This window comes from Denitratisoma oestradiolicum, assembly GCF_902813185.1.
GTDB lineage: Bacteria > Pseudomonadota > Gammaproteobacteria > Burkholderiales > Rhodocyclaceae > Denitratisoma > Denitratisoma oestradiolicum.
In genome coordinates, this window is the sequence record NZ_LR778301.1 from 487,314 (window position 1) to 513,664 (window position 26,351).

The window sequence follows — 26,351 nt, forward strand, 5'->3', positions numbered from 1 at the left end:
GGGTTAGCGCTTTTTCTTCTTGCCCTTGGTGTCTTTCACGTTGCGTAATTTCTTAGCCTTGGCTTCCAGTTCAGTGGCTTGGGCGGGATCCGGGGAGAGGCCCAGCGCACCTTCCCGATAGGCACGGGCCAGTGCGTCGATGGCCGGGAGACTGTCCTGCTCCGCGGCGAGACGCACCCAGCGCAGGGTCTCATCATTGTTGCGCTCGGCCTCAGTTAGACCTAGCTGTCCACCCAAGTAGGCCTGGGCCATGACGCCAATGGCCATTTTGTGGCCCTGCTCTGCCGCCAGCTTGATCCAGCGCCGTCCTTCGATGGGGTCCTTTTTGGGGACGCCATCCCCGTTGGCAATCATGACTCCCAAGCCAAACTGACCATCGGCATTGCCTTTTTCGGCAGCCTTCCGGTAATAGGCCATGGCGTCCTCGTCAAACTCCGAATAGTCAAGGATATAGGCCAGCAATACCTGAGCCTCGACATGATCTGCATCGGCGGCACGTTTCAGCGGGTTCATGGCCCCGACCAGATCGCCAGCATCGAAAGCCTTCTTGCCGGCTTCGAAATCCTCCGTAGTACCCGCGTGGGCAGGGGATGCAAAACACAGCACCAGCACGGCGGCGATGGACAGTAATTTTCTCATTGTCTTCGTACCCTCTTCCACTATCCGTTTTCAAATTTTCCCGAGCCCATGATCTCCAATTCCTCGAGTTTGCGATAGAGGCTGGAGAGTCCGATCTCAAGTTTTTGGGCCGCAGTCTTGCGGTCACCGTCACATTCACGCAGGGTACGGACGATGATATCAGCCTCCACCCGCCGCAATTGTTCGCGCAAACCGCTTCCGTTCGCAAGGTTTGTGCCAGGAATATCGGAGGAGGCGGGCTGCCTGGCAATGTCCGGCGGCAGGTCCGCCAGGGTGATGCGGCCCCCATCGGCCAGAATGTGGGCGCGATTGATGACGTTCTCCAATTCCCGCACATTTCCCGGCCAACCATAACCCATCAGGACTTCCTCCGCCATGGGGTCCAGTTCCAGTAGTTTGCGTGAGTGCACACCGGCAAACGACTGCAACAGGAAATGGATCAGCCGGCTGATATCTTCCTTGCGCTCCCGTAGGGGCGGGATGTGGATCTGAAACATTGAGAGGCGGAAATACAGGTCTTCGCGGAAGCTGCCGTCCTTGACCATTTCGACCAGATTACGGTTGGTTGCCGCGATGATTCGGGTATCGACCCGGCGGGCCTGTTCCCCCCCTAGTGGCCGCACTTCCTTGTCTTCGATCACATGGAGCAGTTTGGTCTGCATGTGCAGAGGCAGTTCGCCGATTTCATCCAGAAACAGCGTACCCCGGTCGGCTTGGGAAAAGAGGCCCTTGCGTGCTCGATCGGCGCCAGTGAATGCCCCCTTGGAGTGCCCGAAGAACTCGCTCTCCATCAGATTTTCCGGAATCGCGCTGCAATTGACTGGAATGAAAGGCAGATCGCCCCGGGGGCTCATCTCGTGAATGCACCGGGCGGTGATCCCCTTGCCGGTGCCGCTCTCCCCGGTGATTAACACGGTGCTGTCGGTTACCGCCACCTTGGAGACCAGTCGATCCATTTCAACCATGGAGGGCGATGTGAAATGGAAGACGCCCTTGTCGCCTACCATCAACTGGCGCAGGGCTTGATTTTCCGCTTTCAGGCCGCACAGGGAGTTGATCTGGGCCAGTCGGTGCATCAGCTCCTCGTTGCGCACCGGTTTGACAATGTAATCGGTTGCCCCAGCCCGCAGGGCTTCGACGGCGGTCTCCACCGAGGCGAACGCCGTGACCATGATGAATTGGGTTTCAATGCCGGAACCCTTGATGCTCCTGACCAGGTCGACCCCATTGCCATCGGGCATCATGATGTCGCACAAGGCGACATCCACGTCGCCACGGACCAGCTTGGCGGTGGCTTCCCGCACGTTCTCCGCAGTATCGCAGGAGTATCCCGCCCGACTTACCATTGCGGTGAGAATCTGGCGGATGGCCAGTTCGTCGTCAATCACCAATACATGCATAGGCCGCTTTCGTTATGTGCCTGCAGCGGAACCGCCGAGGCTGGGGATGGGCAAGGTCACGGTCACTGTGGTGCCGACCCCGGGGGTTGAGTCGATGGAAATATCGCCTCCGGCATCACGAATTAATGATCGGCTCAGGGCCAAGCCCAGGCCGCTGCCCCGGCCCGGCCCCTTGGTGGTGAAGTGTTCGTTGAACACCAGGGGCAGGTCGGATGGCGCTATTCCGCAGCCATTGTCGCTGATCTCGATCAGCACCCGGCCGTTCTGTAGAGATGTCATGACTTCGATCCGGGGGCTGTCGCCCGCTTTGCCCTGCATGGCATCGGCGGCATTGATGAGCAGATTAAGGATGGACTGGACCAGATGGTCGGCGGTCACGAATATGGCTGGCAGGTTGTCTCCCAGGGCAAGCCGCAGGTCGATCAGACGGACGCGCCGGTCGAATTTGACAAAGTTGCATGTGCTGCGCACCAGTCCGTTGATGTCCAGCAGTTCCGGATCCTGGGACTGGGGTACGGAAAACTCGCTGATCTGCCGGGTAATCTGCATGACGCGTCGGGTCTGGTCCAGAATCATTTCCGGATGGCAGACGCTGCCGTAGTTGTCGCATTCCTGGGCCTTGCACTCCGCGTCCATGGTTTCCGCGATGCCGACGATGGCGGACAGGGGGTTGTTGATTTCGTGAGCCACCGCCGCCGCCAGGGAACCGATGGCCGCCATCTTTTCCTTGTGGAACTGTTGCTGCCGAACGATTTCCATTCGGGACTCGTGTTGCCGCAGTTCCTGCTGCATCTGATTGAGTGCATCCATCAAGGCTCCCAGTTCATCGGCGCGGGTGTGCTCCAGAGGATCTCCCCGATAACCGCGCACGATTTCCACAGCCCGGTGGTGAATACGCTCAATGTCGCGGGTCAGGGCGCGAAAGAAAAACAGGATTACGCCACTCAGAATCGCGATGAATACGATACCGAAGGCCGACCATTCCAGGGTGACCCGATTGAATGTGGTTTGGTATCGTTCCAGGGTCTCCTGTTTCTGGGTATGGGCGTCCGTGGTGATGGTGTCGAGGTTGATGACCAGATGGTGCATTGTGGTGCGCAGGTCGGCAATGGCGGCGCGAGTTCCTTCATTGGAAAAATCGTTCAGGGACTGTGTGAGCGCTTCGATATCATCCCGCAGGATGGGATAACTTGGGGCCAGACGCCGGACACCGGGAAGTATGGCTTCCACCTCCAGAGTCAGCACCTTGAAGGCCTCGGCTGTGCTCGGGTTGAAATAGTTTTCGTTGACCGAGAGTACGGTTCTCGATACCGCCATGTTGAGGGCGACCAGCCTTTCATCGGTCTCATGGACCTGTTGCAGGCGGTTCACCAACTGGATCATGATGCCGCGTTCATAGGCGATAACCGCAGTGACCAGAATGAAGTAGGCCACCAGGACGGCAATGGTCCATACGCCCTTGCGGCTTAATGGGGCGGGGGGATGCCTGTTGTCCTGGGTGGGGCTTCCCCCGGTGAGCTCTGCCGATTCTCCCAAGCTTCATCCCTTGTCAATTGGTTGCAGTACTGCCCGAACTGATTTCGGAGCCGGGCGCGAATCATCCCATAACTGATAGTTAACGCCCATAGGCCTGTCGATACCCAATAATTGTCGCCAAGCGACTGACGTGGGTCGCAACCCGCAAGCGAACTATGTGCCTGGCCATTCCCAACGACGTGTGGCAGGGGGGCACGGTATACTCCGTCATTGGAAATGTGTGACCGTCCTCCGGAAAGCATTGACCGCTGGTGTTTCTCGGAAAGTTAAGGGGGGCATAAAACATGGCAAGTTTTTCATCACTATTAGCCATTATTTAAAAATGGTTGTTACGGTTAAATACTCGTTCATGCCAGATTCGGGAGAAGGAATATGCTGCGCCTAGTATTGCTCTTGGCAGTCATTCTGGCCACAGGCGCCACCCAAGCCGGAGATCCGCTGAGCGATGCCTTGCGTGCCATGGAAGCAGGACGTCATGCACAGGCTGCGCAAATGCTGCTCCCCTTAGCCAATGCAGGGAATACCCTGGCCCAGTATCGTCTTGGGATGCTTTATTACCAGGGCGATGGTGTGCCCGAGGATGAAAAGCAGGCGGTATTCTGGTGGAAGAAGGCAGCAGTTCAAGGTCATGTCGAATCAATGTTTCAACTGGGTTCCGCCTATCTGTTCGGTGTGCAGGCGGCGCGTACTGTGGTCGATCCGGACCGGGAAGCCGCCTCCTGGTATTTCCAGGCCGCCAGCGCTGGACATGCCGAGGCCCAATATCACCTGGGCCTGTTGTTTCTGGCTGGCAAAGGCGTCATCGAAAGCCACTCGGAGGCGGCCCGTTGGATGAAAAAAGCCGCTACCCAAGGGCATGTGGGTGCCCAGCGGGCACTATCTTCCATCGGCAAATAGTTTTCCGATAGGGGGTCAGGGGCCCTGTAGGCTCCTTTTCACGGAAATGGCACCCCGAATTTGCCCCAATTGATAGTCGGTCCCCCGGTCAAAGGGATATTCGTTTGCCAACTGGATCTTGACACCTTCGGATAGATCGCTGGTTGATCCGTGACAGCCCATGCAGGGCTTGCCGATTATCAAGGCTTTCATGTAACGAAATGTTTTCCCTACTGGCTCATCCATGATTTCCGAGATTTCCAGGGTCTCTGGGTTCTCTCCTTTGGCAAGTCTCTTCTCAAAATCAAGAAGAATCCTTTGTTCCCACGGGTCAGCCTCTCCCAGGGCGCGGTTGCGGGGCCGGAGGCTGACCCGGGTAACCCGCATGCCAGTCTGACGGGAAATGCTGGAAGCCAGTTCGGGCACACTGAACTTGCACACCGTCACCGCACGGGCGGGGCCTGAGCGCTCCAGCTCTCTCGTCAATTCGGTACGGGTCTGCTCGATCAGCCGCTTGGCAGCAGTGCGAGCATCGTCAGTCAGTTTACGCAGGTCTTCGGCGGCGGTGGCCCCTTGCATCAGGAACAGCAGGGTGACGGGCAACAGAAGCCAGAACCCCGTGGAGTTTATCCGTGCCATTGCCGTCTCCATTCAGCCACCACGACCATGCCGCCTGTTAGCTACTGTCGTACTGTACTGATGGCAAATTTGACGCCTTTGGCGCCGGGGGCCACAGGCATTGAAAGTCCTTCGAGGTCACCGGGTTTAGGGGTGGCATCGCCACTTCTTGATACACGGGCACCAATCACCACCTGGGGATAGGCAGACAGCCGATTATTGGAAGTCATGGCCATGCTGTCATCCAGAGTGAATTCCAGGGGCAGATCGGCGACCTTCTTGCGCAGGATGGCCAGGGGCATCTTGGGACCATTGGCGGCTCGGGCAAAAATGAACACAACGTCGTCCAATTTTACCTGCCCCTTTAACGACGAATCGATGGAGACCGAGCCAGAAACGCTTTGCGCAAGGATAGGCTTGACCTCCTGCTTTGTCATTTCCATTGCGCCTGGGCTTTGACTGGCTCCCATCGCCATGCGATTTTCGGCATCGCGGATGCTGCCTTCGATACTATTGGCCACGCTGGAGCCTTCGGGAACCACTTCCAGAATTTTGCGCCACTGCGCGATCGCAGAGTTGTAGTTCTGTTTCTCAAAGGCTATGGTGCCTGCCAGAGCGAGAGCCTTGACGTTGCGTGGGTCGACTTCCAGGGCCTTCTGGACGATTTTTTCCGGCGCTCCCTGCAGACTGCGTCCTTGTGCCATGGCGACTGTGTCGGCATAGTCCGCCAGGGTCTGGGCATTGGGAGGTAACAGCGTCGTGGCTCGTCCATAGGCCGCGACGGCTTCGGGAAATTTACCCAGGACAGCGTAGGAGCGTGCCAGCATCAGCCAGCCTTCGCCATCATTGGGGTTTTCCTGCAAACGCTCGGCCAGACGCTCCACCATGGCGACGATTTGCTGGGAGGTCAGGGCATGGGAACCCCCTTCTCCGCCCTTGCTTTCCCGGAATGCCTCAGGTGACCCAAGCACGACATACAGAGCTATGACGGCCACCGGAATCAATAGGCCCAGAGTTACGGCTATAAAAGGCCGTTGCCTGGTTGTAGTGGGTGGAGGCAACGTCTGGGTCGCATCCTCCAGGGCCCGGCGTTCCAACTCCTCTTTGGCGGCAGAGTAGTTGGCCTCGTCAACAATGCCATTTTCACGATCGTGACCAAGTTCGGCCAATTGGTCCTTCAGTACAGCCAGACTCAAATCGATTGAACTGGCGACAGTTGAAGTACCTTTCCTTGCGAGCATCAGTGGAACGATGAGTGCGGCGGTAACCGCCAGCAGCAGCACACCGGCAATGAGTGCAAACAGAGTCATGCGGATTCCTTCCGGTCACTATCCAGGAGTTGAGTGGCAGCGTTTTTCTCGTCTTGGGAAAGCGGCTTGGGAAGCTGGCTACGGCGATTCCGTAACTTGACGAATAGCACCCCGAGTCCGCCGGCGAAGAGCAGGAAGGGGCCGAACCAGAGCAGCCAGGTGGTCTGCTTCACCGGGGGGCGGTAGAGGACGAAATCACCATAGCGCTGCACCATGAACTCCACGACTTGTTTTTCCGACATGCCCCGCTGGAACATCTCGCGGACTTGATTCTTCAAGTCGATCGCCAGTTCGGCGTGGGAGTCGGCAAGATTCTGGTTCTGACAGACCAGGCAGCGCAACTCCTCCGCCACTGCCTGAACTCGGGCTTCCAGTACAGGATCCTCCGCGGTAGGCTGAGCCTCGCGTCCCTGCGCCAGACCCAGACAGAGCGCAAACCAGGCAAATACAATCAATTTACGCACCGTTGAGCTCCTTGATCAGAGGGATGATTTTCTCTTCCAGCACGGTTTCGTTGAGGGGGCCAATATGCTTATGGCGTATGACGCCCGTTTTGTCGATGACGAAGGTTTCCGGTACGCCATAGACCCCGTAATCGATGCCCACCCGGCCATCTCGGTCCCAGACCGACAGAGCGTAGGGATTTCCGTGCTGTAGCAGCCATTCCTTGCCGGCCTCCCGATCGTCCTTGTAGTCCAGTCCGATGATGGGCACCAGGTTGCGCCGTGCCAGATCGAGCAGTACTGGATGCTCCTCGCGGCAGGAGACGCACCAGGAGGCCCACACATTGAGCAGCCAGACCTTGCCTTTCATGTCCTCCGGGGCGAGGGCCTGATCTGCCGCATGGAGTTGTGTCAGGCGAAACGTAGGTGCGGGCTTGCCGATGAAGGGGGAGGGTACTTCCCGTGGATTGAGGCGCAAGCCCACGGCGAGGAAACCAACGAGTACCAGAAAAATGCCCAGGGGCAATATGAATCGACGCATGGGAGCTCCGTCAGACGGTTGCGGTGGCGGATGTAGTGCCGGGGCTGAGCTTTTGCATCCGGGCAATGCGATAACGTCGGTCGCTGGCGGCAAGGATTCCACCAAAGGCCATCAGCAGGCAGCCCCACCAGATCCAGTTGATCAGGGGTTTGTGCTGGATGCGCACTACCCAGGTCTGCGCATCGATTGCTTCGCCAAGGGAAACGTAGAGATCGCGGAACAAGCCGGCATCAATGTCTGCTTCGGTCATCGGCATGCGCTGGACGTTGTAGATGCGCTTCTCCGGCTCCATGATCTTGAGCTTCTGACCATCGCGGCTGACTTCGACATGGGCGCGGGCGGCTACGTAATTGGGGCCGTTCAGTTCCTCGATATGCTGGAAGGTGAAGGTATAGCCGCCAATGGTGGTGGTATCGCCTGCGGCCATGCGTACGTCCGCCGTGCTTTCGTAACCTTTGACCATGGTCACTCCAAGAACGAAAACCCCGATTCCGATGTGAGCCATGATCATGCCCCAGTAGGCACGGGGAAGGGTGCCCAGGCGAATGCGCCAGTTATCTTTGCCCAGACGATGCGCCAACTGCAGCAGACTGGCACCGATGGACCAAAATCCCAGCAGCAGGCCCAGGGATACCAGCGCCGAACCATGGCCCAGTGCAAAGGGCAACAAAATGGCTACCGGCAGCAGCAGTATGAACAGCCAGCGCAGGCCCTTGGGCAGATCGCTCAAGTGGGCCGTCTTCCAGCGGGCAAAGGGACCGATCCCGATCAGTACCACCAGCGGAACCATCAGGGGTACGAAGACGGCTTCGAAGTAGGGGGGGCCGACGGAAATTTTCCCCAGGTTCAAAGCATCCAGGAACAAGGGGTAGAGAGTACCCAGCAGAACAGCGCTGGCTGCTACCGTCAGGAGTACATTGTTGACCAGTAACAGGGACTCCCGGGATAGCAGTTCGAAGCTGCCGCCCAGGCCAACGGTGGGTGCGCGCCAGGCAAACAGGATCAGGGAGCAGCCGACCACCAGGGCCAGAAAAGTCAGAACGAAGACGCCTCGTGCGGGATCGGTGGCGAAAGCATGGACCGAGGTCAGCACACCGGAGCGGACCAGGAAGGTGCCCAGCAGGGAGAGGGAAAATGCCATGATCGCCAGCAGTACAGTCCAGTTCTTGAAACTGCCCCGCTTTTCCGTGACTGCGAGAGAGTGGATCAGGGCGGTGCCCACCAGCCAGGGCATGAAGGAGGCATTTTCTACCGGGTCCCAGAACCACCAGCCGCCCCACCCCAGTTCGTAATAGGCCCAATAGGAGCCCAGGGCGATGCCCAGGGTCAGGAATATCCAGGCCACGGTGGTCCAGGGCCGAGACCACCGTGCCCAGGCCGCGTCCAGCCTGCCGGAGATCAGTGCCGCGATGGCGAAGGCAAAGGCCACGGAGAAGCCCACATAACCCATGTAGAGCAGGGGCGGATGGAATGCCATGCCCGGATCCTGTAGCAGCGGATTCAGATCGTTGCCGTCGGGCGCCGGTGGCAACAGCCGGGTGAAGGGGTTCGAAGTAAACAGCAGAAAGGCGAGAAAACCGACGCTGATGATGCCCATCACGGAAAGCACAGTGGTCACCATGGTCGTTGGAAGCCGGCTACTGAACAATGCCACGGCCAGGGTCCACAGAGCCAGGATCAGCACCCAGAGCAACATGGAACCCTCATGACCGCCCCAGACCGCGGCTACCTTGTAGAACATGGGCAGCAGGGAATTGGAATGCTGGGCCACGTATTCGACCGAGAAGTCATTGGAGATGAAGGCTTTGAGCAGGCAGCCATAGGCGACGGCTACGCAGCCGAACTGGGCCACGGCCGCCGGGCGGGCCAGGGCCATCAGCCGGTCGTCGTGGCGAATGGCTCCCGCCAGGGGTAGCACACCTAGCACGAGGGCAACTGCCAGCGCGGATATCAGGGCGAATTGCCCAATCTCAGGAATCATCTAATTTCTCCAGAACGACTTTTGTAGACGGTATTGCATGGGGAGCGCCGGTACAAGACGGCATGAATATTCAAGGTAATGGGTCAGAATCGGAAACGTCCCACCAATCCATTCAAATCAGTGGAAATCCGCGTCATTTCCGCAGCGGTGACCGCAATGTGTTGAAGGGCTGCATTATTGCCCTCCACCAAGCTGGAAATGTGATGCATGGACTGCGCCGCGTGGGCGGTCCCCTCTGATTGCTGTTGGGTCGCGGCGGCGATACCCTGCGTCAGATCGCTTACCTTGCTGGATGCGGCAAGAATCTTGTCAAGGATAGTGCCTATCGAACGAATCTGGACGGCGCCTTGTTCAACCTCGGTCATGGCTTCTCGCATGGTGGCGACAGCCTGTTCCGAGCGGTTGCCGACGCCACTCAGGAGTTGTCCGATATCTGAGGAACTGCTGGCGGTGCGTTCTGCCAGCTTTCGCACTTCGTCGGCGACTACGGCGAATCCGCGTCCCTGTTCGCCGGCCCGTGCCGCTTCAATGGCGGCGTTCAGGGCCAGGAGATTGGTTTGTCCCGCGATGTCGTGAATCACGATGGCCAAGTTTCCGATGTGATTGACGGCATCACAGAGTTCACGAATAGCGGTGCTGGAATCCTGTACCGTAGTGACGATTTTTTCCACTGAAGTGAGACCGCTCTGCATGCTGGAGGTTCCTTCCCTGGCCCACTGATGTGCATCCTGCCCGGCATGGTCGACGCCCGAGGCGCCTTCTGAAACATCCCCGATGGCGCGGCTCATCTGCTCCAGGGAGGCCGACATGTCACTGATCCGGTCACCTTGCTCCTGAGAACTACGCGCTGCTTGATCGAGCTTTTCCGATAGTACTGCAGCATTCGAGTAAACTACATTGGAGGTTGTTTGGACCTCGGCCATTAGTTTGCGCAAATCCGTTTGCATGGCCGCGACAGCCCGCAACAGTTCGTCGAACTCGGTATGCCCCTTGGACGTTATGTTGTGGCTGAAGTCCCCCTCTGCCATGCGGCTGACTGCCTCTTTGACCCGGCGCAAGGGCAGTGTGATGGTGCGGGACAAGAAGAAATACATGCCCCAGGTGCACAGGATGGCAAGGGCCGCGCCGATCCAGACGATCATCGACACCCGTGTGCGCAGACGTCCGCTGTCGATGTTCTGCTGCTTGGCCCGCTTCAACAGTAACAGTTCCAGTTGCTTGAGTTGGTGATGCATGCCGGTCAGCGCCGGATTGAGTTTTTTCAGGATCAATGTGTTGGCCTGGCGATAGTCCCCTCCCTTGAAGGCTTCTGCCACTTCCTTGCCCGCGCTGGTGAAGGCGCTCAGATTTTCACCGAGTGCGCCGAGAAGGTTGCGTTCGTCGGCCTGTAGGCCCTTGATGCGGGCAAATGCTTCGTAGGCATCCTGAATGTCCGTGATGGAGTCCTCATAGGCGTTCAGGTGCTTGTCGATGGGATGGTCATGCAGGGCCACCCATTCGCTTTGGGGATCATGCTGGAGGCCGAGCAGCAACTGTGCTCGGGCATCGTGCATGTTGCTCTCCATGTCGCCGGCTTCCTGGATGGGAACCAGGGCGGTATCGAAGATGTTGATGGCGTCATTGTGCATCATGGCCGACATGCGGTCGCCCATGGCACTGCCTGCGATGAACCCCGTCGTGACCAGGGCGAAGATGACGATAAGGTGCTGCCTTACTGTCAGGCTACTGAAAACGCTCATGGGTCACGACGGGAAATCGGTATATCAATATTGCACAATGACATTGGCACCAGCGGCCTGGCGGCTGACGTAACCGATGGCGCCAGGTGTTCGTTTGACAAAATCCAGTACTTCCGCGTCCCCCGACTTGATCGGCGGCGGAGTTAACCCTTCACGGAAGGACTTCTTGGCCCAGGTGTTGGCGTAGCGATCCGGGTCCATCTTGAGCATTTTGGAGAGGAAGTCGCCCTGAACGGCACCGTTATCCACAGGCACCAGCTTGATCGAGCCAGCGAACTGCATATTGCCGACGAATACCTCCTTGATGTCGCTGGCACCGAGCCGTACCGAGCTGTGGGCCACGACATAACCCTCGGCCAGCGCATAGCTCGGTGTGACGGCCAGGATGGCGATGAGTCCGGCGATTGCCTTGATGTAGTTCATGGAAGTCCCTTTCATCAGAAGCGCACCGAATATTGGATACGGGCTTCGTTGTAGTCATTGTTCAAATCAGGACCAAGGTCTCCCTGCTGTGTGCGTAGCAGTTCGAATTTGAGGGCAGCCTTAGGATCCAGGTCGTAGCGTATGCCGGCAGCGAGGCGACTATAGGAACGTCCACTGGACTGGACACCAAAATAATTGTCGGTCTGGTCCAGGATGGCCCGCTCGGTTCGTACGAAGGGGGTTAACAGGCCAATATTGTAACCAGCCTGCATGTAGCCAGCCCATGAGCTGTGGGTGCCGGTACTGCCGGAAATGTCCTGGTTGCGGAAGCCATAGTACTCACCCAGCACTTCCCAATTGTTGTCCTGGTAGGTCAGGTACCCCCCCAGCATGCGAAGCTGGGTCTGGTTCATATCCACACTGTCATCCTCGATCTTGGCGCGCAGGCCATGGAGGCCGAGACGCAGGCCGTCCAGGACGCGGGGTTCGACCCAGGCAGTGAAGCCCGAGGAATAGGCGTGGCTGGTGCGACCGCCCTGGCGCATGTCCAATACGCCCGTGCCGGCATAGCCACCGAGGGCAACGGTCGGGCTGAAGGCGGTGGGATTGGTCACGGCCACGGCGCCAGAGGGGGCGGAAAGGTCGACCCCGATGGTCGGTGCGTTGCCGAAATACAGGTCGTAGCCCAGTCTGGTCGAGTCACCGCTGAAGGCGCCGGTCAGCCAGGCTCCCGTGGTGTGGGCGGGAACGATGCCGCCCCGGTCCTCGAATTCCAGGAAGCGGGGCCGCAGGATGGAGGTCTGGATCTGGGCGCCATGGTGGAATGCGGTATTCCAACTGCCGTAGGGCGTGTGGAAGCGGCCGACCCAGGCGGTGGCGGCATCGCTGAACAGATAGCCCATCTGCACACGTTCCAGGTCGGTGGCCACCGAACCGTCCCGATCCACCTCGAACACCAGTTCGATCAGGCTGCGCACCCGATCGCCGAACTTGGGCGTCAGGTAGAGATCCAGGTTGCCGACGGTAAACCCTTTGGTGCCCTTGCCATACACCGCATTGTTCTCGCGGCCATGGACCAGACCCACGTCGGCAAAGCCATGTACCGGCAGGCTCTCGTCATTGGACCGGTTGGACAGCCCGCTACCCAGTTGGGCGACCTGACTTTCCAGGGCTTCGACCCGCTTTTGCTGCTCGATCACGACCGGGGGGGGCGCGACGGCGGCCGTCTTGGCCTGTTCCAGTTGCTGAACCTTGGCGGACAGCGCCTCGATCATTTGCAGGCTGCGCTCCAGCTTGCGCTCCAGTTCCTCCACGCGGGCGGCGTCGGCCTTGCCTGGCTTGGCGGCACTGGCGGGGGTGGCGGCAAGGGCGCAGGCGATACCCGCGCTTGCCAGCAATACACGATTTTTCGAAATCATAGAACTCCTCCCAAAAGGACCATCAGAAGCAATACTCATTCCAGAGGAAGTGGAGTTTGACCGATGTCAATGTTTCCAGCAAAGACAAGACCCTTGCCCTCCCGATCATTCCAGCGCAATCCGCAATGCCGAAGCCGCCGCCCAGGGGGCGAAGCCCACGGCGGCCAGGGTAATGGCCGCCAGCAGGGAAAGGTGGGCCTGAGGATCCAGTCCGGTCAGGGTCGCGTCCACGGCGCCGGCGCCGAAGATCAGCACTGGAATATATAGAGGCAGTACCAGCAGGGCAAGCAACACCCCGCCGCCGCGCAGTCCCAGGGTGAGGGCGGCGCCTATGCTGCCGATGGCGGAGAGAGCCGGGGTACCCAGCAGAACGGAGATCGTGAGGGTGATCAGACCTTCGGCGGGCAGGTCGAATTGCAGGCCCACGATCGGGACCATCAGGGCCAGGGGAAGGCCGGAGAGCATCCAGTGGGCGATGATTTTTCCCAATACCAGGAATGGCAGGGGATGGGGGGTCAGGGCCAGTTGCTCCAGGGTGCCGTCGTGGAAATCATCGGCGAACAGGCGCGGCAGGGACAGCATGGTGGCCAGCAGGGCTGCAACCCAGACCACGCCGGGCGCGAGCTTTCTCAGCAGGTCAGGGTCCGGCCCCACGCCCAGAGGAAACAGACTGACCACGATGATGAAAAAGAATAGCGTGGAGGCCAGATCCGATTGGCGGCGCATGGCCAGACGAATGTCCCGCGCTGCCAGACAGTATATGGCGTTCAGCATGGCGGTGCTCCGGTTGGGACGGGGGGCAGGCCTGTCATCATCCGGCGCCTATACGGAGTTCCTTGACGGCGCCGGCGCTGATTGCCACGGGCTGGTGGGTCGTCATCACGCACAATCCGCCTCGTTGCAGGTGTCCGCCTATGAGTTCCGCCAGCCAGCCGACTGCTGTGCTATCCAGGGCGACAAAAGGTTCGTCCAGAATCCACAGGGCGCAACGCTTTTTCACTAGCCGAGCCAGGGCCACGCGCCGTTTCTGTCCCTGGGACAGGTATTTGCAGGCGATATCCTCCCGCCCCGCCAGCCCGACCTGTTCCAGGGCGTCCACCGCATCATCCTCCGCTAGGTGTTCTCCGTGCAATCGGGCCGAGGTCAGCAGGTTTTCCAGGGGCGTCAGGTCCTCCTTGGTTCCGTTGTGATGTCCCAGGTAGCACAGTTCGGCTCGGTAATTTTCGGCCTGACGTTTGATGGAACTACCCTTCCAGAGAATCTCGCCAGCGACCGGCGGCAGCAGGCCCACCAGCATGCGCAGCAGGCTGGTTTTGCCTGCTCCGTTCCTGCCCTGCAAATACAGCAGTTCCCCAGCATCGAGGGTAAAGCCGAGATGGGAAAACAATTGGCGCTCGCCACGTACACACTGGAGATTCTGGGCTTGCAGCATGAATTCGGATGGACAGGATGGGTCGACTGGGTGGCGCTGGACGCCTGGGAGCGGGGCAGTCTACCCGCAGATGGGAAAATTCAGAAATTGGACATGCAGAAGTCCCTTCCATCGGGAAATCTATTGTCCCGACGGGGCGCTGCCGCTCGCGGAACCCTGTTGGGGCACGCTGTGGCAGCGCTGGCAAGAGAAAAAGGTGATGAAGGCGACCCGGTCATGGCATTTGCCGCAGTACTGTCCCCGGAAAATGTCGGCCATGCGGATGGCTGTGCTGCCGGCCACGGGCTGGAAGGGATCTGGATGGCAATTGGTGCAGGCCAGCCACAGGGTATGGGACTTGTGGGGAAAGCGCACATGGGGCATTTCCTTGGTGTTGCGCATGATGATGTCCAGGTCCAGCACTTCCATTTTACCCTTGCCCCCCAGGCTTTCCCGGGGGGTGATGCTGCCCTCCCGCAGGGCGCGCATCCAGTCTGGGAAGCCGTTGCTGTCGTGGGGCAGGATGGCGGTGGCCTCCTCGATCCTTTGCAGGCGGCCCAGGTCCGGATTGCCGGGATCGTAATAGCTTTCCCGCTCAAGAGTCCGGCGCGCCGGCGAGTCGATGGTTTTCACGGGTGGCAGCGGGAGGGAAGGCTCCACTGCCGCAGGGGCTTCCATGCCGGGGGCAGGCTTGAACTGTGCCCACCGTTCCTGGTCCCGGGCCTGGAGCAGACCAGGCAGCAGCCCCAGGCCGAGCAGGGCGGCCAGCCAGGGACCGTAACTGGAGTGGTGTTTCATGGACGCTCCTCGGGCGCTTCAGACGTTGCTCGGGAACAGGCTGCGGACAAGTCGCCCCACCCGCTGGCCCAGGCTTTCGTCCCGTGTCCCGCCAGTGGCGTCGGCCAGGGTCACGGAGGAGAGCCGTGCGTCGTCAAGGTGTGATGACTGAGCCGTCAGGGGTTCCGTCCGGTAACGTTCCTGCAAGCCAGGGTCCTGAGTCAGTTGCCGGTTCAGCTTCAGGGCCTGGATCAGGGTTTCGCCCAGCTGTCCATCGTCGATCGGTTTGGACAGGAAACGAAAAATCTGGCCCTGGTTGATCAGGGCCGATATGGAATCGGTACTGATGGTCCGGGACAGCAGGACGGCGACGACCTGGGGGTGGCGTTGCCGAATCAGGCACAGGGGCGGGATCAAGTCCGCGGTTCCCAGGGCTGTTTCCGAGATCAGTACGCTGACGGCCTGATGCCTCATCACATGCACAGCGTCGGCCACGGTGGAGACCTGGATGACCTCGGCCAGTTTCTGGACGGCGGCCTGAACCGCGCACAAGGTGGTCGGGCAGTTGTCCAGCACGAGTATGGGGGCCGCGCCGGTAGTACCTTCGGAAACCATTGCCTCCTGTCTCGTGGTGCTGGGCAGTTCGGCGGCGCGTGCGATATCGGCGGCCTGGGCGATCATTCTTGGCAAGTCGTCCACGTCCCAGGGCTTGGTGATGTAGCGATAAACCTCGGCTTCGTTGATCGAGCTGAGCAGCGCCGGCAAGTCGGCATAGCCGGTGAGCAGGAAGCGCATCGAGCGCGGCGTCAGGGTCTTCACCATGGTGAGGAATTCGACGCCACCCATCTCCGGCATGCGCTGGTCACTGATGACGACGTCGAACGCCTGCTGCTGGATGCGCGCAATTCCCTCCTGGCCACTGGTGGCGGTGATGACCTCAAAGTCCTTCTGTAGCAGCCAGTACAGGGCTCTCAGGATATGGGGTTCGTCATCAACGCACAGCACGCGGCCCTTCTTCAGGGAAAGGCTTGTGGGCATGGTCATGGAAATATCGGCGTTCTGCATGAAGTGGGGCCGGATCAGGGTCGGGGGCGGGATGAGGTGAGGTCGGGGTTCCGGACGGGCAGTGTAACCGTGAAGCGGGTGCCGCTTCCTTCCTTGGTCTCGACATGGATTTCGCCGCAGTGGCTCTTCACGATATCCGCGACGATGGGCAGGCCCAGCCCTGTTCCCTGGTCTCCGGGCTTGGTGGTGTAGTAACTCTCGAAAATATGGGGCAGCACGTCGGCGGGTATGCCTGTGCCGTCATCGATCACCTCCACATGGACCCGACCGTCCTGGGCATAGCTGCGGACCCGAATTTCTCCCGCAGCGGTGATGGCGTCCGCGGCGTTGTTGATCAGATTGATGAACATCTGGTTGAGTTGTGACGGATTGCATTCCACTTCAGGCAGGGGAGAAAAATCCTCCGTGATACGGATGCGGGTGGGCAAGGTGCTACGGGCGATATAGACCACCGTATGCAGTGTTGTGTTGAGGTCCGCCGCAATGATGGTGGCACGGTCGATTCGGGTGAAGTTTCGCAGTTGCGTGACCATGTCCCGCATCTGGTCCAGTCCTTCCAGAACATCCTCCAGCATGGGCACCACGGGTACGCTCGGTATTGCCACGGCATCAACCTCGGCATCGCTGGGCGAATCGTTGTGAAGCACATCCAGGGCCAGGATGATGTTGTTGCGTGAAAAGGCGATGGGGGTGTTGAGCTGGTGCGCCACACCGGCTACCAGTTGTCCCATGGAGGACATCTTTTCCGACTGGGCCAGTTGCTGCTGAAAGCGCTGCTGGTCGCGTGCCTGTTGCTGGATGATGCGATCGGCCCGGCGCACGATCAGCAGCAGGGCGAAATACAGGGTGCCAAACGCGATGATCAGGGCCAGAGTCAGCAGGTGCTCAGCCTTATTGATCCGGGCCAGCAGGGGGGTGGCATCGGAATAGATTTCAAAGACGCCGATAATTTGTCGGGTGCCAGGATCCCGCTGGGGAATATAGCTCTGGATCAGGTCGCGGTTTTCGACTACCTGCTCGAAGGCGCTGAATTTGTCCTTATGAACCAGCTCGGTGCGGGTTTCACCCGCCAGAGCGCCCATGAATCCGGCGTTGCCACGTTTGTCTTCGCCGATCTGGTTCAGCTCGGACGAATAGATTGTGCGTCCGAGGGCATCGTACACCTTGATCTTGTATACCGAGCTGCCCCGAATCTGGTCCGCAACCCGGCGATGAATTTCCTGAATCCGAACATGCCGGGCCAGTTCTCTGGATGGCATCGAGGCGGATTCCCGCAACAGGGGAATAAAATGTTCCTGCCACAGTTGGTTGGCCAGTACCCGAGTCAGGTCTGCATTGTTCGACTCCTGCATCAGCAGCATGTTGTCCTGGGCCGACTTGCGATAGATGTAGCCCAGGCCACTGCTGGCAATGGCAAAAAACACCAGGCTGGTCAGGGTGAAGTATCGGGTGAGTCGGAATGACATGGAAATGTTGGCTGCTGGGTGTAGTCTATGACCCTGTTTATTAGAATGCCATTCTACGGAGTGAATGCGTCGGTGGGGAAACTCAGAGATGTCTGAACGCGAGGTAACGGGGCAGTTAGGTATCCCTCTCCGGGTGGGCCTGGGTGCGGTGTTCGTTCTGGCCTTTCTGTTCGTTGTTTTCGGTGGCTGGATGTGGCATTCGTCGATGGAAGAATCCCATCGGGGATTGGCCCGGGATATGGCCATGGCCCACGGTCAGCGGATGGGCCTGCGCGTCCAGGAGGCGATGGGCGCCGCCTATATGCTGGCTTCGCTCCTGCCCCAGGAAAATTGGGAGATCGCCAATTTTGACGCCATTGGCGCCGAACTGCTTTATCTGTTCCCGATGGTGAGTTCCGTGCAACTGGCCCCCAAGGGCGTGGTGAGTCAGATATATCCTCTGCGAGGTAACGAAGCGGCGATCGGCCATGACCTACTGAAGGACAAAGATCGCAGTCAGGAAGCATTTCGCGCCCTATCCAGGCAAAAGCTGATCCTGGCCGGGCCATTCAACCTGATCCAGGGAGGCACAGGCCTGGCTGGACGTTTTCCCGTTTTTCGCAACGACGGCGGCCGCAAGCAGGAGTTCTGGGGTTTCACCATCGCTCTGATCCGTATCGAAGGACTTCTGGCGGTGGCGGGATTTTCCGAATTTTCCCGCCTGGGCTACCGTTACACCCTCTGCCGCGAGATGGAGGGTGGCGAATGCAGACTCTTCGCACCGATCCAGGGAAACCGCCTGGAGAAACCCGTCACCATTCCCATCGAAGTGCCCAGCGGGCGCTGGCAGCTTTCAGTGGCACCGGTCAATGGCTGGGATCCCCCTTGGTACGGCTGGCCGTTACTGGCCCTTGCGGTTCTGGTGGCGACCCTGGCGGCCAGCGCTAGTTACTTGCTCGTGAGCCGCCTGCGCCGGATTTGACTTCTGGTCAGGTAGAGGTTTTTCGCGTGGTGGCCAGTTGTAATGATGGATGGCTGCTGATCGGCAGAGAAAAAAACGGCGTTGCGGTGATGAGTTGCAGGAATGCATGTGCCTCCAGTGGCTTGGAGAAGTAGTAGCCTTGGAGAATGTCCGCAGCGCATTCCCGCAGGAATTCGATCTGGGCCGGCCGCTCCACCCCCTCGGCGATGATGTCGAACTTGAGGGTATGGGCCATGGCGATGATGGCGCGAATGATCGAGGCCGCCTCCGGATTGTCGGGCGCGTCGGTCACGAAGGATCGATCGATTTTCAGGGTATCGAGGGGAAGTTGCTTCAGATAGCTGAGGCTGGAATAGCCGGTGCCGAAGTCGTCGATCGACAGACTGAAGCCCAGGGACTTCAGCTTGCGCAGGGTGGCGATGCCATGATCCGCATCCTGCATCATGGCGCTCTCGGTCAGCTCAATCTCCAGGTATTTCGGATCGAAGTCTATGTCGCAGAGCAGCCGGGATATCTTGCCGATCAGCTCCTCGTCGGCGAGCTGGTGGGCGGACATGTTGACGGCCACGAAATAATCCCTGCCCGTGGCCTCGCGCCAGCGCTTGTTTTCTTCACAGGCGGTGCGCAGTACCCATTCCCCCACCGGCACGATGAGGCCCGTGGCCTCCAGCAGGGGCACAAATACCGAGGGGCTGATGAAGGACTGGGTTTCGGCCTGATACCAGCGCAACAGGGCTTCCGCGCCGCGGATCTGGCCGGTGCGGGAGCAGACCAGGGGTTGGTAATGGACCGAGAACTCGCCCCTTTCCAGAGCGTGATGGAGCTTGCTTTCGATTCGCATGCGCTCCGATGAGCGGCTGTTCATGTCCTGATGGAAGAACTGATAGGTGTTGCCGCCCCGTTCGCAGGCCGAATACATAGCGGAATCGGCGCTGCTGACCAGCCCCTCCAGGGTGTCGGAATCCTCCGGGAACAGACTGATGCCTATGCTGCTGGAGAGGTGCACTTCGTGACCGCTGATGCGCATGGTCTGTCGCAAGGCCGACTGGATGGCATCGCAAACAGCGGCGGCACGGGTGGGCCGGTCGATGCCGGAAAGCACCACGGCGAACTGGTCGCCGCCCAGGCGCGAGACATGGCCGTCGTCGCCCACCACCTCGACCAGACGCTGAGACACCTCCCGCAGCAAATAATCGCCGGCGGTGTGGCCGATGGTGTCGTTGATGACCTTGAACCGGTCGATGTCGAGGAACATCACCGCCAGCCGTCCGACGGCGCGCTTGGCCTGATCCAGATTCTGCTGCAGCAGGGCGTTGAACAGGGTGCGGTTGGGCAGGGCGGTCAGGGTATCGTGGTGGGCCAGGAATTCCACCCGGTTCTCGATTTCCCTGCGCTTGGTGAGGTCCGAGAATACCGCCACGTAGTTGGCCACTGTGCCATCCGGATTGCGCACCACGCTCAGGTTGAGCCATTCGGGATAGATTTCCCCATTCTTGCGCCGATTCTCGATCTCGCCATGCCATTCGCCATCCCGGTGCAGGGCTTTCCACAGTTCTTCGTAGAAGGCTCGATCCTGGCGCCCGGAGTTGAGCACGCTGGGTTTCTTCCCGATGACTTCTTCCGGCCCATAGCCGGTGACTGTGCTGAAGGCCTGATTGACCATCAGGATGCTGTTGTTGCTGTCGGTGACGATAATGCCTTCGGCGCTGTTCTCGAATACCCGGGCCGCCAAGTGCAATTTCCCCTCGGCTTCCCTGCGCCCCCTTTCCATGTCCATGGTTTCCAGGGCGAAGGAAACGTTGTCGGCCAGGTCGGTCAGCATCTGCCGCTCGTCGTTGCTGAAATTGTCCAGGGCCACGTCGAGGATGCCGATACCCCCGATGATGCCGTCTCGGGTTCGGAATGGAAGGTGCACGAAGGAAGACAGGCCCAACTGATCCAGTTCCCGGGCAATCTCCTGGTTGCAACAGTCGAAGGTCTTGCAATAGCTGGCGTCCGCCGTGTAGCAGTGGATCTTCTGCTCCATGGCTTCCAGGATGCGTTCGGGCAGACCGGCGGTCTTGTCGGTCTCCATCATGATGTGTCGGCCATCGGCTGTGTTCAGGTAGGTCCAGGCTACCGGGAAACCACCGTGCTGATGCAGCAGGACGGCAATGGCCTGGAGTAGTTCTTCCCGATCATGGATGCGGACAATGGCCTGGTTGGCGCCACTGAAGACCGACAGGGTACGATTCAGTCGGCGGCCATGTTCTTCCGCACGCTTGCGTTCAGTGATGTCCAGCATGATGCCGACAATGCCGGCCACTTCGCCGCTGGCAGCGGCGAACACCGCCTTGTGGACCATGACATCCCGCTGATCGCCGCGATCATCGACGAGCAGGGCCTCGTGGACGGTGCTTCTGCCGCTATCCAGCAATTCGGTATCGGAGTTGCGGAATTCGATGTCCCGTTGCGATTGACCCGCCTCGAAGGCCGTCTTGCCGATCAGCGCTTCCCGGGCGATGCCGAACTGTTGCTCGAAGGCGGTGTTGACGCCGATGTAGCGTCCCTGGCGGTCCTTGAAGTAGAGGGGGCCGGGAATGGCATCCACCAGCTGTTCGAGGAACAGCAGGTGTTCCCGCAGGCGGGCGTCCAGCAGCGCCTGCTCGGTGATGTCCTCGCCGAACTCGATAATGTATTCGGGGCGGCCCGCCTGGTCGGCCAGTGCCACCTTGCGAAAACGCACCGAGCGGGGCTCCTGTCCGGGCAGGTGAATGCGCTCGGTGGGTAGTTCGATCAGGCCATCCTCGATCAGCGTCTGATAGTCGCTGCGCGACAGGCGGCCGGCCAGATCGGCATCGTAAAGTTCTTCGTTGCTGCGACCGATCAGGGCGCCCCGGGGCCGCCCCAACACTTTTTCCGTGGAACGATTGACCCGGGCGATGCGCAGGTCGCTGGCCCGCTTGACCAGGATCATGCCGGGCAGATGCTCGAAAATGCTGTCCAGCAGGCGGTGGGACCGATACAGGGATTCCTCCGCCTTCCTGCGCTGGGCGGCTTCCTGTTGCAGGGCCTGCTTTTCCGTATCCAGCTCACGGGTACGCTCATTGACCTTGCGTTCGAGCTCGATGGGCCGACGCAGCAGGCGCAGGACCAGCAGGTAGAGCAGGGCGCAACTCACCGCCAGGGGCAGCCAATTCACGGTGGCAAGCTGCGTCAGTACATGATTTTTCGGTTGCAGCACCACCTGGAGCCGTCCGCCGCCCTCCAGGCGGATGGATTGACTCGTGCCCTCCGTCAGCGGGGAGGGACTGCTGGTGAATAGCAGCACCTCGGGCGACATGCTGTCGCGGATATAGCTCAGGCGAACATCGAAGCCCTCTTGGGACAAGCGTGGCAGCCCGCTGGCGGCGAGTATTTCCGAGATCGGCATGACCGCGTTGACATAGCCCCAGAAACCGCCCGGCACACCATGGCGGGAGATGGATAGAGCTTGGCTGACAACCAGTCGGTCGGCGTAGATATTGTTTCGGGGCGTGCCCGTTCGCGTCAGCAGCAGACCATCGGCCTGGCGTGAACTGTCGTGCATGGATGCCGGCCCCCGATCCGGGCCGGTATGGATGATTCGCGGAGTGGTATCGCCCTTGATGACCTCCAGGTGGGCGCTGTTCCCATGGGCCTTGAGCAGTGCGCCGCCAACGGCCCTGTTGCGCTCCTGGTCGCTGGTCGAGAGATTGTCGGCCATGGCTTCTGTCAATGCGCCCAGTCGTTTCAGGGTATCGGCCAGCATCTGGCCGTGGAGCTGGACATGGAACTCGGTATGGGTCGCCAGTTCCCGTTCCAGACGCATCTGCTGAAAGCCCAGATAGAGCCCGATGGGAAGGGCGATCAGCAAGGTGATGCTGGCGGCGGCGATGTGGGGAAGTTCCCGTGCGCGACGGGACATCTGTTGCATCAAGTTCAAGGGGCCGACTTGCATGGTGGTCTGGACAGGTGGGAACGCCAATACCGGAACGCAAGAAAGGTGCCTGTCGCTAGGCCAAAAGTAATACCGGTAATCCTGGTCTGGCAGCGGTTGTGGACAGTTTTCCAGGATTGTCGGTCCGATGGATTTTCTCAATTGCGAGAATGGGTTATTGAGATTCAGTCTGCAACTTTCGTTCTATTTCCTGGTTTAAAATCGCCAGCCGAATATCTGGGTATCCCTGATTCCGATCAGGTCGGTTGGCAGTGGGATGTCGGGGCTTCGGTCGGATCAAACGTGCGTAGCGGGGTACTCATGTACAGAAAAATGGTGATGTTGATGGTCGGTATGGTTGGGTTCTCGGCCGCCTGGGCCTTGGATGAGGCCGCTGCCGAGGCCCTGGCCCGCAAGAGCGGCTGCCTGAAATGCCATGCCATGGACAAGAAGAAGGATGGTCCGGCCCTGAAGGAGATCGCCGGCAAGTGGAAGAACAAGCCTGATGCCATCGCCAAGCTATCGACCCATATCACGACGGCACCCAAGGTCAAGATTGACGGAAAAGAAGAAGACCACGAGGTCCTCAAGTCCAAGGACCCGGCTGACGTGAAGAATGTGGTGGAGTGGGTGCTCAGTCGCTGAGCTGCCAGTTTCGAGGGAGCCTCCCTCGTAGGGGAAGTCAAAATCAGGGAAGGGGAGAAAATGAAGCTCAATCAGTTAGGCTGGACGGCTCTGTTGGTGGCCGGCCTGTTTGTTGGTGGCCTGGCTCAGGCTGCGGAAAAGAAGGATCTGGTACTCACGGGGGATGCCAAGTGCACCCGTTGCCATGACGAGACCGAGTCCTATCCGGTGCTGGCCATCGGCAAGACCCGCCATGGCGTCAAGACCGATGCCCGCTTGCCGGGTTGCACCGGCTGTCACGGCGAGAGCGAGACCCACATCAACAAGCCCGAGGGGCAGGTGGAACGGCCCAAGCCCGAGTTGCCCTTCGGCAAGGGCACGGCCCGGAACGTGGAAGGCCACAACGCTGTCTGCGCCAGTTGCCACAAGGGTGGCAAGTTCATCCACTGGCAGGACAGCATCCACTCGGCCCGGGATGTGCCCTGCACCTCCTGCCATCAACTGCACACTGTCCATGACAAGGTGAGGGACCGGTCTACCCAGCCCCAGGTCTGTTTTACCTGCCACAAGGAACAGCGCAACCTGGTGACCAAACCATCCCATCACCCCATTCTGGAAGGCAAGGTGGTCTGTTCCGACTGCCACGCCAGCCATGGCTCGGCCGGTCCCCGGCTGATGGTGAGAGACAGCGTGGCCGATACCTGTTTCACCTGCCATATGGAAAAGCGCGGCGCCTTCCTGCGCAAGCATGAACCGGCCGATGATTGCACGGCCTGCCACAACCCCCATGGCTCCACGGTGGAGAACCTGCTCAAGATGCGGGCGCCCCTGCTCTGTCAGGAGTGCCATGAGCCCAGCTCTCATCAGGGCGGCATTCCCGGGTTCGCGAATAGTACCGGCACCACAAGCATGGGGCGTGGCATCACCAATGCCCGATCCTGTCTGAATTGCCACACCAGCATCCATGGCTCGAACAATCCGGCCAACGTCAGCAACGAACGGACGTTCCGTCGCTAATCGGGGGAGACAAGAATGAAAACATTGCATCGCGACCGTCAGACCTTTCGCCATAGCCTTGTTTATGGCGCTCTGACCCTGGCCTTTTCCTCCGTGCAGGCAGCAGAGCTGGACGAGGTGGGGGTTTTGGTGACGCCGGAAAGTCATATCAGTGCCGGCATCGGTTATCTGAACGCGGACAGCCGCCGGTTCGGCGCCTATAACGGCTTGCGGGACAAGGGCGATATTGGCTTGGTGGATTTCTCCCTGGTGAAGCGGGACGAGGAAGGCTTCTGGCTGTGGGCCAACGGCCAGCGTGTGGGGCTACCGGATCAGCAGTTCGGTTTTGGGGCCGAGCGGCAGGGGGACTGGCGGGTGTCCATTGAATATGACCAGACGCCGCGCTATACGCCTTACGATCTTCATACCAATCTGCGGGGCATAGGCAGCAACAGTCAGTCCTACCCGGCCACCTACACCGCCAACCAGACCCGCTCCACGGCCGGGGGTATCCAGTTGCACACCGAGCGGGAGACTTCCCGGTTGGGGCTCAGCAAGATTTTGGGTCCCTATGAGTTGAAGGTGCTGTTCCAGAACCAGGAGAAGGATGGCAATCGGCCCTTCGGTCGGGGTACGCCGTCCTTCCAGGAATTCCTGGCGGAACCCATCCATTCCACCACGCGCCAACTGGATGTGAGCCTGGACTACACCGGAGACCGGCTGCAACTGAGCGGGGGCTACTACGGTTCCTGGTTCTACAATCGCAATGCAGGCTCCTCCCTGGCGGTATCGAGTGGGGCGAGCGCGCTGAGTACCTTCAATCTCATTTCCCTGCCGCCGGACAATCAGGCTCACCGTCTGCAATTGAGCGGGGCCTATCGTTTCACCGACAAGACCCGGGGTACCTTCAAGCTGGCCTATGGCCGGATCACCCAGGACGAGTCCTACATGGATGTGGGGCCGACCTATCGCAACGAGTCGGGCCGCAGCAGCCTGGGCGGACGGCTCAATACCACCCTGGCACAGTTGGGACTCTCCTCCCGGCCTATGGCCGGTCTGACCCTCACCGGCAGTTATCGCTACGAGGAACGGGACGACAAGACGCCGGTCTCCCAATACATCTACGGTGGAACGGTGGCCGTGCCGACGGCGCTTCCTGGCAGCTCCACCACCGATGGACGCAACGAGCATCGCTCCCTGAAGAACCACACCCTGAAACTGGAGGCGGGCTATCTGCTGCCCCGGGGCTATCGCCTGAATGCGGGCTTTGAACAGGACATCAAGGAACGCAATGCGGATGGGGTCCGGGTCGTGGGATACCGGGCAGAGATCGATGAACAGAGCTACCGGCTGGAACTGCGTCGGGCCATGGCAGAAACCTTGAGTGGGAGCGTGGCCCTGGTGCATGGCAAGCGTACCGGTGATGCTTATCGGCGCCTGGTGAAGCTGGACGGTGTGACGGACTATGGGTCAAACCTGCTTCAGCCCATCTATATTGGCAACCGGGATCGGGACAAGCTCAAGCTATCCCTGGACTGGACGCCTCTGGAGGCCCTGAGCCTGCAACTGGTGGCCGAGAAATCCAAGGATGACTACGGCCCTGGCCGCAGCACGCCCGATATCGGTATGCGCAAGGGTGAGGCCAGCCTGGTGTCCCTGGATGGGGCCTATGCCCTGACGGATGCCTGGAACCTGACGGCCTGGGTAACCCGCAACGATACCCGGATGAATCAGGCCGACTGTTCCAAGCGGACCGCTGCTGGCGCCAGCGCTACCTGTGATCTGAGCGTCTGGAGTGCTGCCGTTTCCAACCGCAGCGACTCCTGGGGCCTGGGATTCCGGGGCAAAATCAGGAAGACCCTGGAAGTGGGGGGGGACCTGTCCCTGGCCCATGATCTCAGCCGTTACCAACTGACGGGTGCTGGTGCCGCGAATCTGCCGGACATTTCCAGCCAGATGCATACCCTCAAGCTCTTCGCCAAGTACGCTCTGAACCCGTCCACCACGATCAAGGCGGACTACCTGGTGGATAAGCGCAGGACCAACGACTGGACCTGGACCAACTGGACCTATAGCGACGGCACCTGGTTCGATGTGCGGCCCAGCGAGACTGTCCGCTTCATCGCCTTCACGATCAATTACACTTTCCAGTGAGCGATCCCGGAACCACTTCCTCCCACTAATCGACGG

General features: G+C 59.8%; 22 protein-coding genes. 5 read left to right on the forward strand and 17 right to left on the reverse strand.

The genetic code is table 11. The features are described 5' to 3' along the window. Positions 1 to 3 precede the first annotated feature (3 nt). The 3 genes from DENOEST_RS02435 to DENOEST_RS02445 are packed head-to-tail and all read right to left on the reverse strand — an operon-like array spanning position 4 to position 3,575. Positions 4 to 639, reverse strand: a complete 636-nt coding sequence (locus DENOEST_RS02435; protein WP_145770600.1) for a tetratricopeptide repeat protein — start codon at positions 637 to 639, stop codon at positions 4 to 6. Positions 640 to 659: 20 nt separating this feature from the next. Next, positions 660 to 2,039, reverse strand: coding sequence for a sigma-54-dependent transcriptional regulator (locus tag DENOEST_RS02440; protein ID WP_145770601.1), 1,380 nt, complete (start codon positions 2,037 to 2,039; stop codon positions 660 to 662). A 12-nt stretch (positions 2,040 to 2,051) separates the two neighbouring features. Then, positions 2,052 to 3,575: a sensor histidine kinase gene (locus tag DENOEST_RS02445; protein ID WP_145770602.1), complete on the reverse strand. Its 1,524-nt coding sequence runs from the start codon at positions 3,573 to 3,575 to the stop codon at positions 2,052 to 2,054. A 372-nt stretch (positions 3,576 to 3,947) separates the two neighbouring features. On the opposite strand from DENOEST_RS02445, the gene DENOEST_RS02450 reads away from it, so the two are divergent. After that, complete coding sequence (locus DENOEST_RS02450; protein WP_145770603.1) at positions 3,948 to 4,472, forward strand: tetratricopeptide repeat protein; 525 nt, start codon at positions 3,948 to 3,950, stop codon at positions 4,470 to 4,472. Positions 4,473 to 4,487: 15 nt separating this feature from the next. Here the strand turns inward: DENOEST_RS02450 and DENOEST_RS02455 are convergent, their stop codons facing one another. The 13 genes from DENOEST_RS02455 to DENOEST_RS02515 form a co-directional block, all read right to left on the reverse strand. Beyond that, positions 4,488 to 5,102, reverse strand: a complete 615-nt coding sequence (locus DENOEST_RS02455; protein WP_145770604.1) for a Tll0287-like domain-containing protein — start codon at positions 5,100 to 5,102, stop codon at positions 4,488 to 4,490. A 29-nt stretch (positions 5,103 to 5,131) separates the two neighbouring features. Then, complete coding sequence (ccmI, locus tag DENOEST_RS02460; RefSeq protein ID WP_145770605.1) at positions 5,132 to 6,379, reverse strand: c-type cytochrome biogenesis protein CcmI; 1,248 nt, start codon at positions 6,377 to 6,379, stop codon at positions 5,132 to 5,134. Continuing rightward, complete coding sequence (locus tag DENOEST_RS02465; protein ID WP_232096418.1) at positions 6,376 to 6,843, reverse strand: cytochrome c-type biogenesis protein; 468 nt, start codon at positions 6,841 to 6,843, stop codon at positions 6,376 to 6,378. Before DENOEST_RS02465 ends, ccmI begins: the two co-directional genes overlap by 4 nt. Further along, positions 6,836 to 7,363: a DsbE family thiol:disulfide interchange protein gene (locus DENOEST_RS02470; RefSeq protein ID WP_145770606.1), complete on the reverse strand. Its 528-nt coding sequence runs from the start codon at positions 7,361 to 7,363 to the stop codon at positions 6,836 to 6,838. The genes DENOEST_RS02465 and DENOEST_RS02470 overlap by 8 nt, the downstream gene beginning before the upstream one ends. Positions 7,364 to 7,373: 10 nt before the next feature. After that, positions 7,374 to 9,344: a heme lyase CcmF/NrfE family subunit gene (locus DENOEST_RS02475; protein WP_145770607.1), complete on the reverse strand. Its 1,971-nt coding sequence runs from the start codon at positions 9,342 to 9,344 to the stop codon at positions 7,374 to 7,376. Between the two features lie 83 nt (positions 9,345 to 9,427). Further along, positions 9,428 to 11,083, reverse strand: a complete 1,656-nt coding sequence (locus DENOEST_RS02480) for a methyl-accepting chemotaxis protein (RefSeq protein WP_145770608.1) — start codon at positions 11,081 to 11,083, stop codon at positions 9,428 to 9,430. 24 nt (positions 11,084 to 11,107) lie between these two features. Then, complete coding sequence (locus DENOEST_RS02485) at positions 11,108 to 11,506, reverse strand: phosphate ABC transporter substrate-binding protein (RefSeq protein ID WP_145770609.1); 399 nt, start codon at positions 11,504 to 11,506, stop codon at positions 11,108 to 11,110. Positions 11,507 to 11,520: 14 nt separating this feature from the next. Beyond that, positions 11,521 to 12,924 carry a hypothetical protein gene (locus DENOEST_RS02490; RefSeq protein ID WP_145770610.1) on the reverse strand — a complete coding sequence of 468 codons (1,404 nt, stop codon included), beginning with the start codon at positions 12,922 to 12,924 and terminating at the stop codon, positions 11,521 to 11,523. Positions 12,925 to 13,029: 105 nt separating this feature from the next. Beyond that, on the reverse strand, positions 13,030 to 13,698 hold the full coding sequence (gene ccmB, locus DENOEST_RS02495) for a heme exporter protein CcmB (protein WP_145770611.1): 669 nt from the start codon (positions 13,696 to 13,698) through the stop codon (positions 13,030 to 13,032). 37 nt (positions 13,699 to 13,735) lie between these two features. Then, positions 13,736 to 14,356: a cytochrome c biogenesis heme-transporting ATPase CcmA gene (ccmA, locus tag DENOEST_RS02500; protein WP_145770612.1), complete on the reverse strand. Its 621-nt coding sequence runs from the start codon at positions 14,354 to 14,356 to the stop codon at positions 13,736 to 13,738. A 120-nt stretch (positions 14,357 to 14,476) separates the two neighbouring features. Then, positions 14,477 to 15,133 carry a c(7)-type cytochrome triheme domain-containing protein gene (locus tag DENOEST_RS02505; RefSeq protein ID WP_197970489.1) on the reverse strand — a complete coding sequence of 219 codons (657 nt, stop codon included), beginning with the start codon at positions 15,131 to 15,133 and terminating at the stop codon, positions 14,477 to 14,479. A gap of 18 nt (positions 15,134 to 15,151) precedes the next feature. Then, on the reverse strand, positions 15,152 to 16,156 hold the full coding sequence (locus DENOEST_RS02510; protein ID WP_170228184.1) for a response regulator: 1,005 nt from the start codon (positions 16,154 to 16,156) through the stop codon (positions 15,152 to 15,154). A 35-nt stretch (positions 16,157 to 16,191) separates the two neighbouring features. Further along, a complete protein-coding gene (locus DENOEST_RS02515) occupies positions 16,192 to 17,643 on the reverse strand; it encodes a sensor histidine kinase (RefSeq protein WP_170228185.1) in 1,452 nt (483 codons plus the stop codon). Between the two features lie 88 nt (positions 17,644 to 17,731). Here DENOEST_RS02515 and DENOEST_RS02520 point away from each other — a divergent pair, with 88 nt between their 5' ends. Continuing rightward, a complete protein-coding gene (locus DENOEST_RS02520; protein ID WP_170228186.1) occupies positions 17,732 to 18,604 on the forward strand; it encodes a CHASE domain-containing protein in 873 nt (290 codons plus the stop codon). Between the two features lie 7 nt (positions 18,605 to 18,611). On the opposite strand, the gene DENOEST_RS02525 is transcribed toward DENOEST_RS02520, so the two are convergent. After that, entirely contained in the window at positions 18,612 to 22,529 is a 3,918-nt protein-coding gene (locus DENOEST_RS02525) for a GGDEF and EAL domain-containing protein (protein ID WP_170228187.1), read from the reverse strand. A 333-nt stretch (positions 22,530 to 22,862) separates the two neighbouring features. On the opposite strand from DENOEST_RS02525, the gene DENOEST_RS02530 reads away from it, so the two are divergent. The 3 genes from DENOEST_RS02530 to DENOEST_RS02540 are packed head-to-tail and all read left to right on the forward strand — an operon-like array spanning position 22,863 to position 26,315. After that, complete coding sequence (locus tag DENOEST_RS02530; RefSeq protein WP_145770617.1) at positions 22,863 to 23,186, forward strand: c-type cytochrome; 324 nt, start codon at positions 22,863 to 22,865, stop codon at positions 23,184 to 23,186. A 60-nt stretch (positions 23,187 to 23,246) separates the two neighbouring features. After that, the gene (locus DENOEST_RS02535; RefSeq protein ID WP_145770618.1) at positions 23,247 to 24,182 is read left to right on the forward strand and encodes a DmsE family decaheme c-type cytochrome; all 936 of its coding nucleotides are present in this window, start codon (positions 23,247 to 23,249) and stop codon (positions 24,180 to 24,182) included. Positions 24,183 to 24,197: 15 nt separating this feature from the next. Beyond that, positions 24,198 to 26,315, forward strand: a complete 2,118-nt coding sequence (locus DENOEST_RS02540; RefSeq protein ID WP_145770619.1) for an MtrB/PioB family decaheme-associated outer membrane protein — start codon at positions 24,198 to 24,200, stop codon at positions 26,313 to 26,315. Positions 26,316 to 26,351: the final 36 nt, after the last annotated feature.

Coding starts and splice junctions, on each gene's coding strand:
- DENOEST_RS02435 (WP_145770600.1), bottom strand. CDS start 639: ATGAGAAAATTACTGTCCATCGCCGCCGTGCTGGTGCTGTGTTTTGCA.
- DENOEST_RS02440 (WP_145770601.1), bottom strand. CDS start 2,039: ATGCATGTATTGGTGATTGACGACGAACTGGCCATCCGCCAGATTCTC.
- DENOEST_RS02450 (WP_145770603.1), top strand. CDS start 3,948: ATGCTGCGCCTAGTATTGCTCTTGGCAGTCATTCTGGCCACAGGCGCC.
- DENOEST_RS02455 (WP_145770604.1), bottom strand. CDS start 5,102: ATGGAGACGGCAATGGCACGGATAAACTCCACGGGGTTCTGGCTTCTG.
- ccmI (WP_145770605.1), bottom strand. CDS start 6,379: ATGACTCTGTTTGCACTCATTGCCGGTGTGCTGCTGCTGGCGGTTACC.
- DENOEST_RS02470 (WP_145770606.1), bottom strand. CDS start 7,363: ATGCGTCGATTCATATTGCCCCTGGGCATTTTTCTGGTACTCGTTGGT.
- DENOEST_RS02475 (WP_145770607.1), bottom strand. CDS start 9,344: ATGATTCCTGAGATTGGGCAATTCGCCCTGATATCCGCGCTGGCAGTT.
- DENOEST_RS02480 (WP_145770608.1), bottom strand. CDS start 11,083: ATGAGCGTTTTCAGTAGCCTGACAGTAAGGCAGCACCTTATCGTCATC.
- DENOEST_RS02485 (WP_145770609.1), bottom strand. CDS start 11,506: ATGAACTACATCAAGGCAATCGCCGGACTCATCGCCATCCTGGCCGTC.
- DENOEST_RS02490 (WP_145770610.1), bottom strand. CDS start 12,924: ATGATTTCGAAAAATCGTGTATTGCTGGCAAGCGCGGGTATCGCCTGC.
- ccmB (WP_145770611.1), bottom strand. CDS start 13,698: ATGCTGAACGCCATATACTGTCTGGCAGCGCGGGACATTCGTCTGGCC.
- ccmA (WP_145770612.1), bottom strand. CDS start 14,356: ATGCTGCAAGCCCAGAATCTCCAGTGTGTACGTGGCGAGCGCCAATTG.
- DENOEST_RS02505 (WP_197970489.1), bottom strand. CDS start 15,133: ATGAAACACCACTCCAGTTACGGTCCCTGGCTGGCCGCCCTGCTCGGC.
- DENOEST_RS02510 (WP_170228184.1), bottom strand. CDS start 16,156: ATGACCATGCCCACAAGCCTTTCCCTGAAGAAGGGCCGCGTGCTGTGC.
- DENOEST_RS02515 (WP_170228185.1), bottom strand. CDS start 17,643: ATGTCATTCCGACTCACCCGATACTTCACCCTGACCAGCCTGGTGTTT.
- DENOEST_RS02520 (WP_170228186.1), top strand. CDS start 17,732: ATGTCTGAACGCGAGGTAACGGGGCAGTTAGGTATCCCTCTCCGGGTG.
- DENOEST_RS02525 (WP_170228187.1), bottom strand. CDS start 22,529: ATGTCCCGTCGCGCACGGGAACTTCCCCACATCGCCGCCGCCAGCATC.
- DENOEST_RS02530 (WP_145770617.1), top strand. CDS start 22,863: ATGTACAGAAAAATGGTGATGTTGATGGTCGGTATGGTTGGGTTCTCG.
- DENOEST_RS02535 (WP_145770618.1), top strand. CDS start 23,247: ATGAAGCTCAATCAGTTAGGCTGGACGGCTCTGTTGGTGGCCGGCCTG.
- DENOEST_RS02540 (WP_145770619.1), top strand. CDS start 24,198: ATGAAAACATTGCATCGCGACCGTCAGACCTTTCGCCATAGCCTTGTT.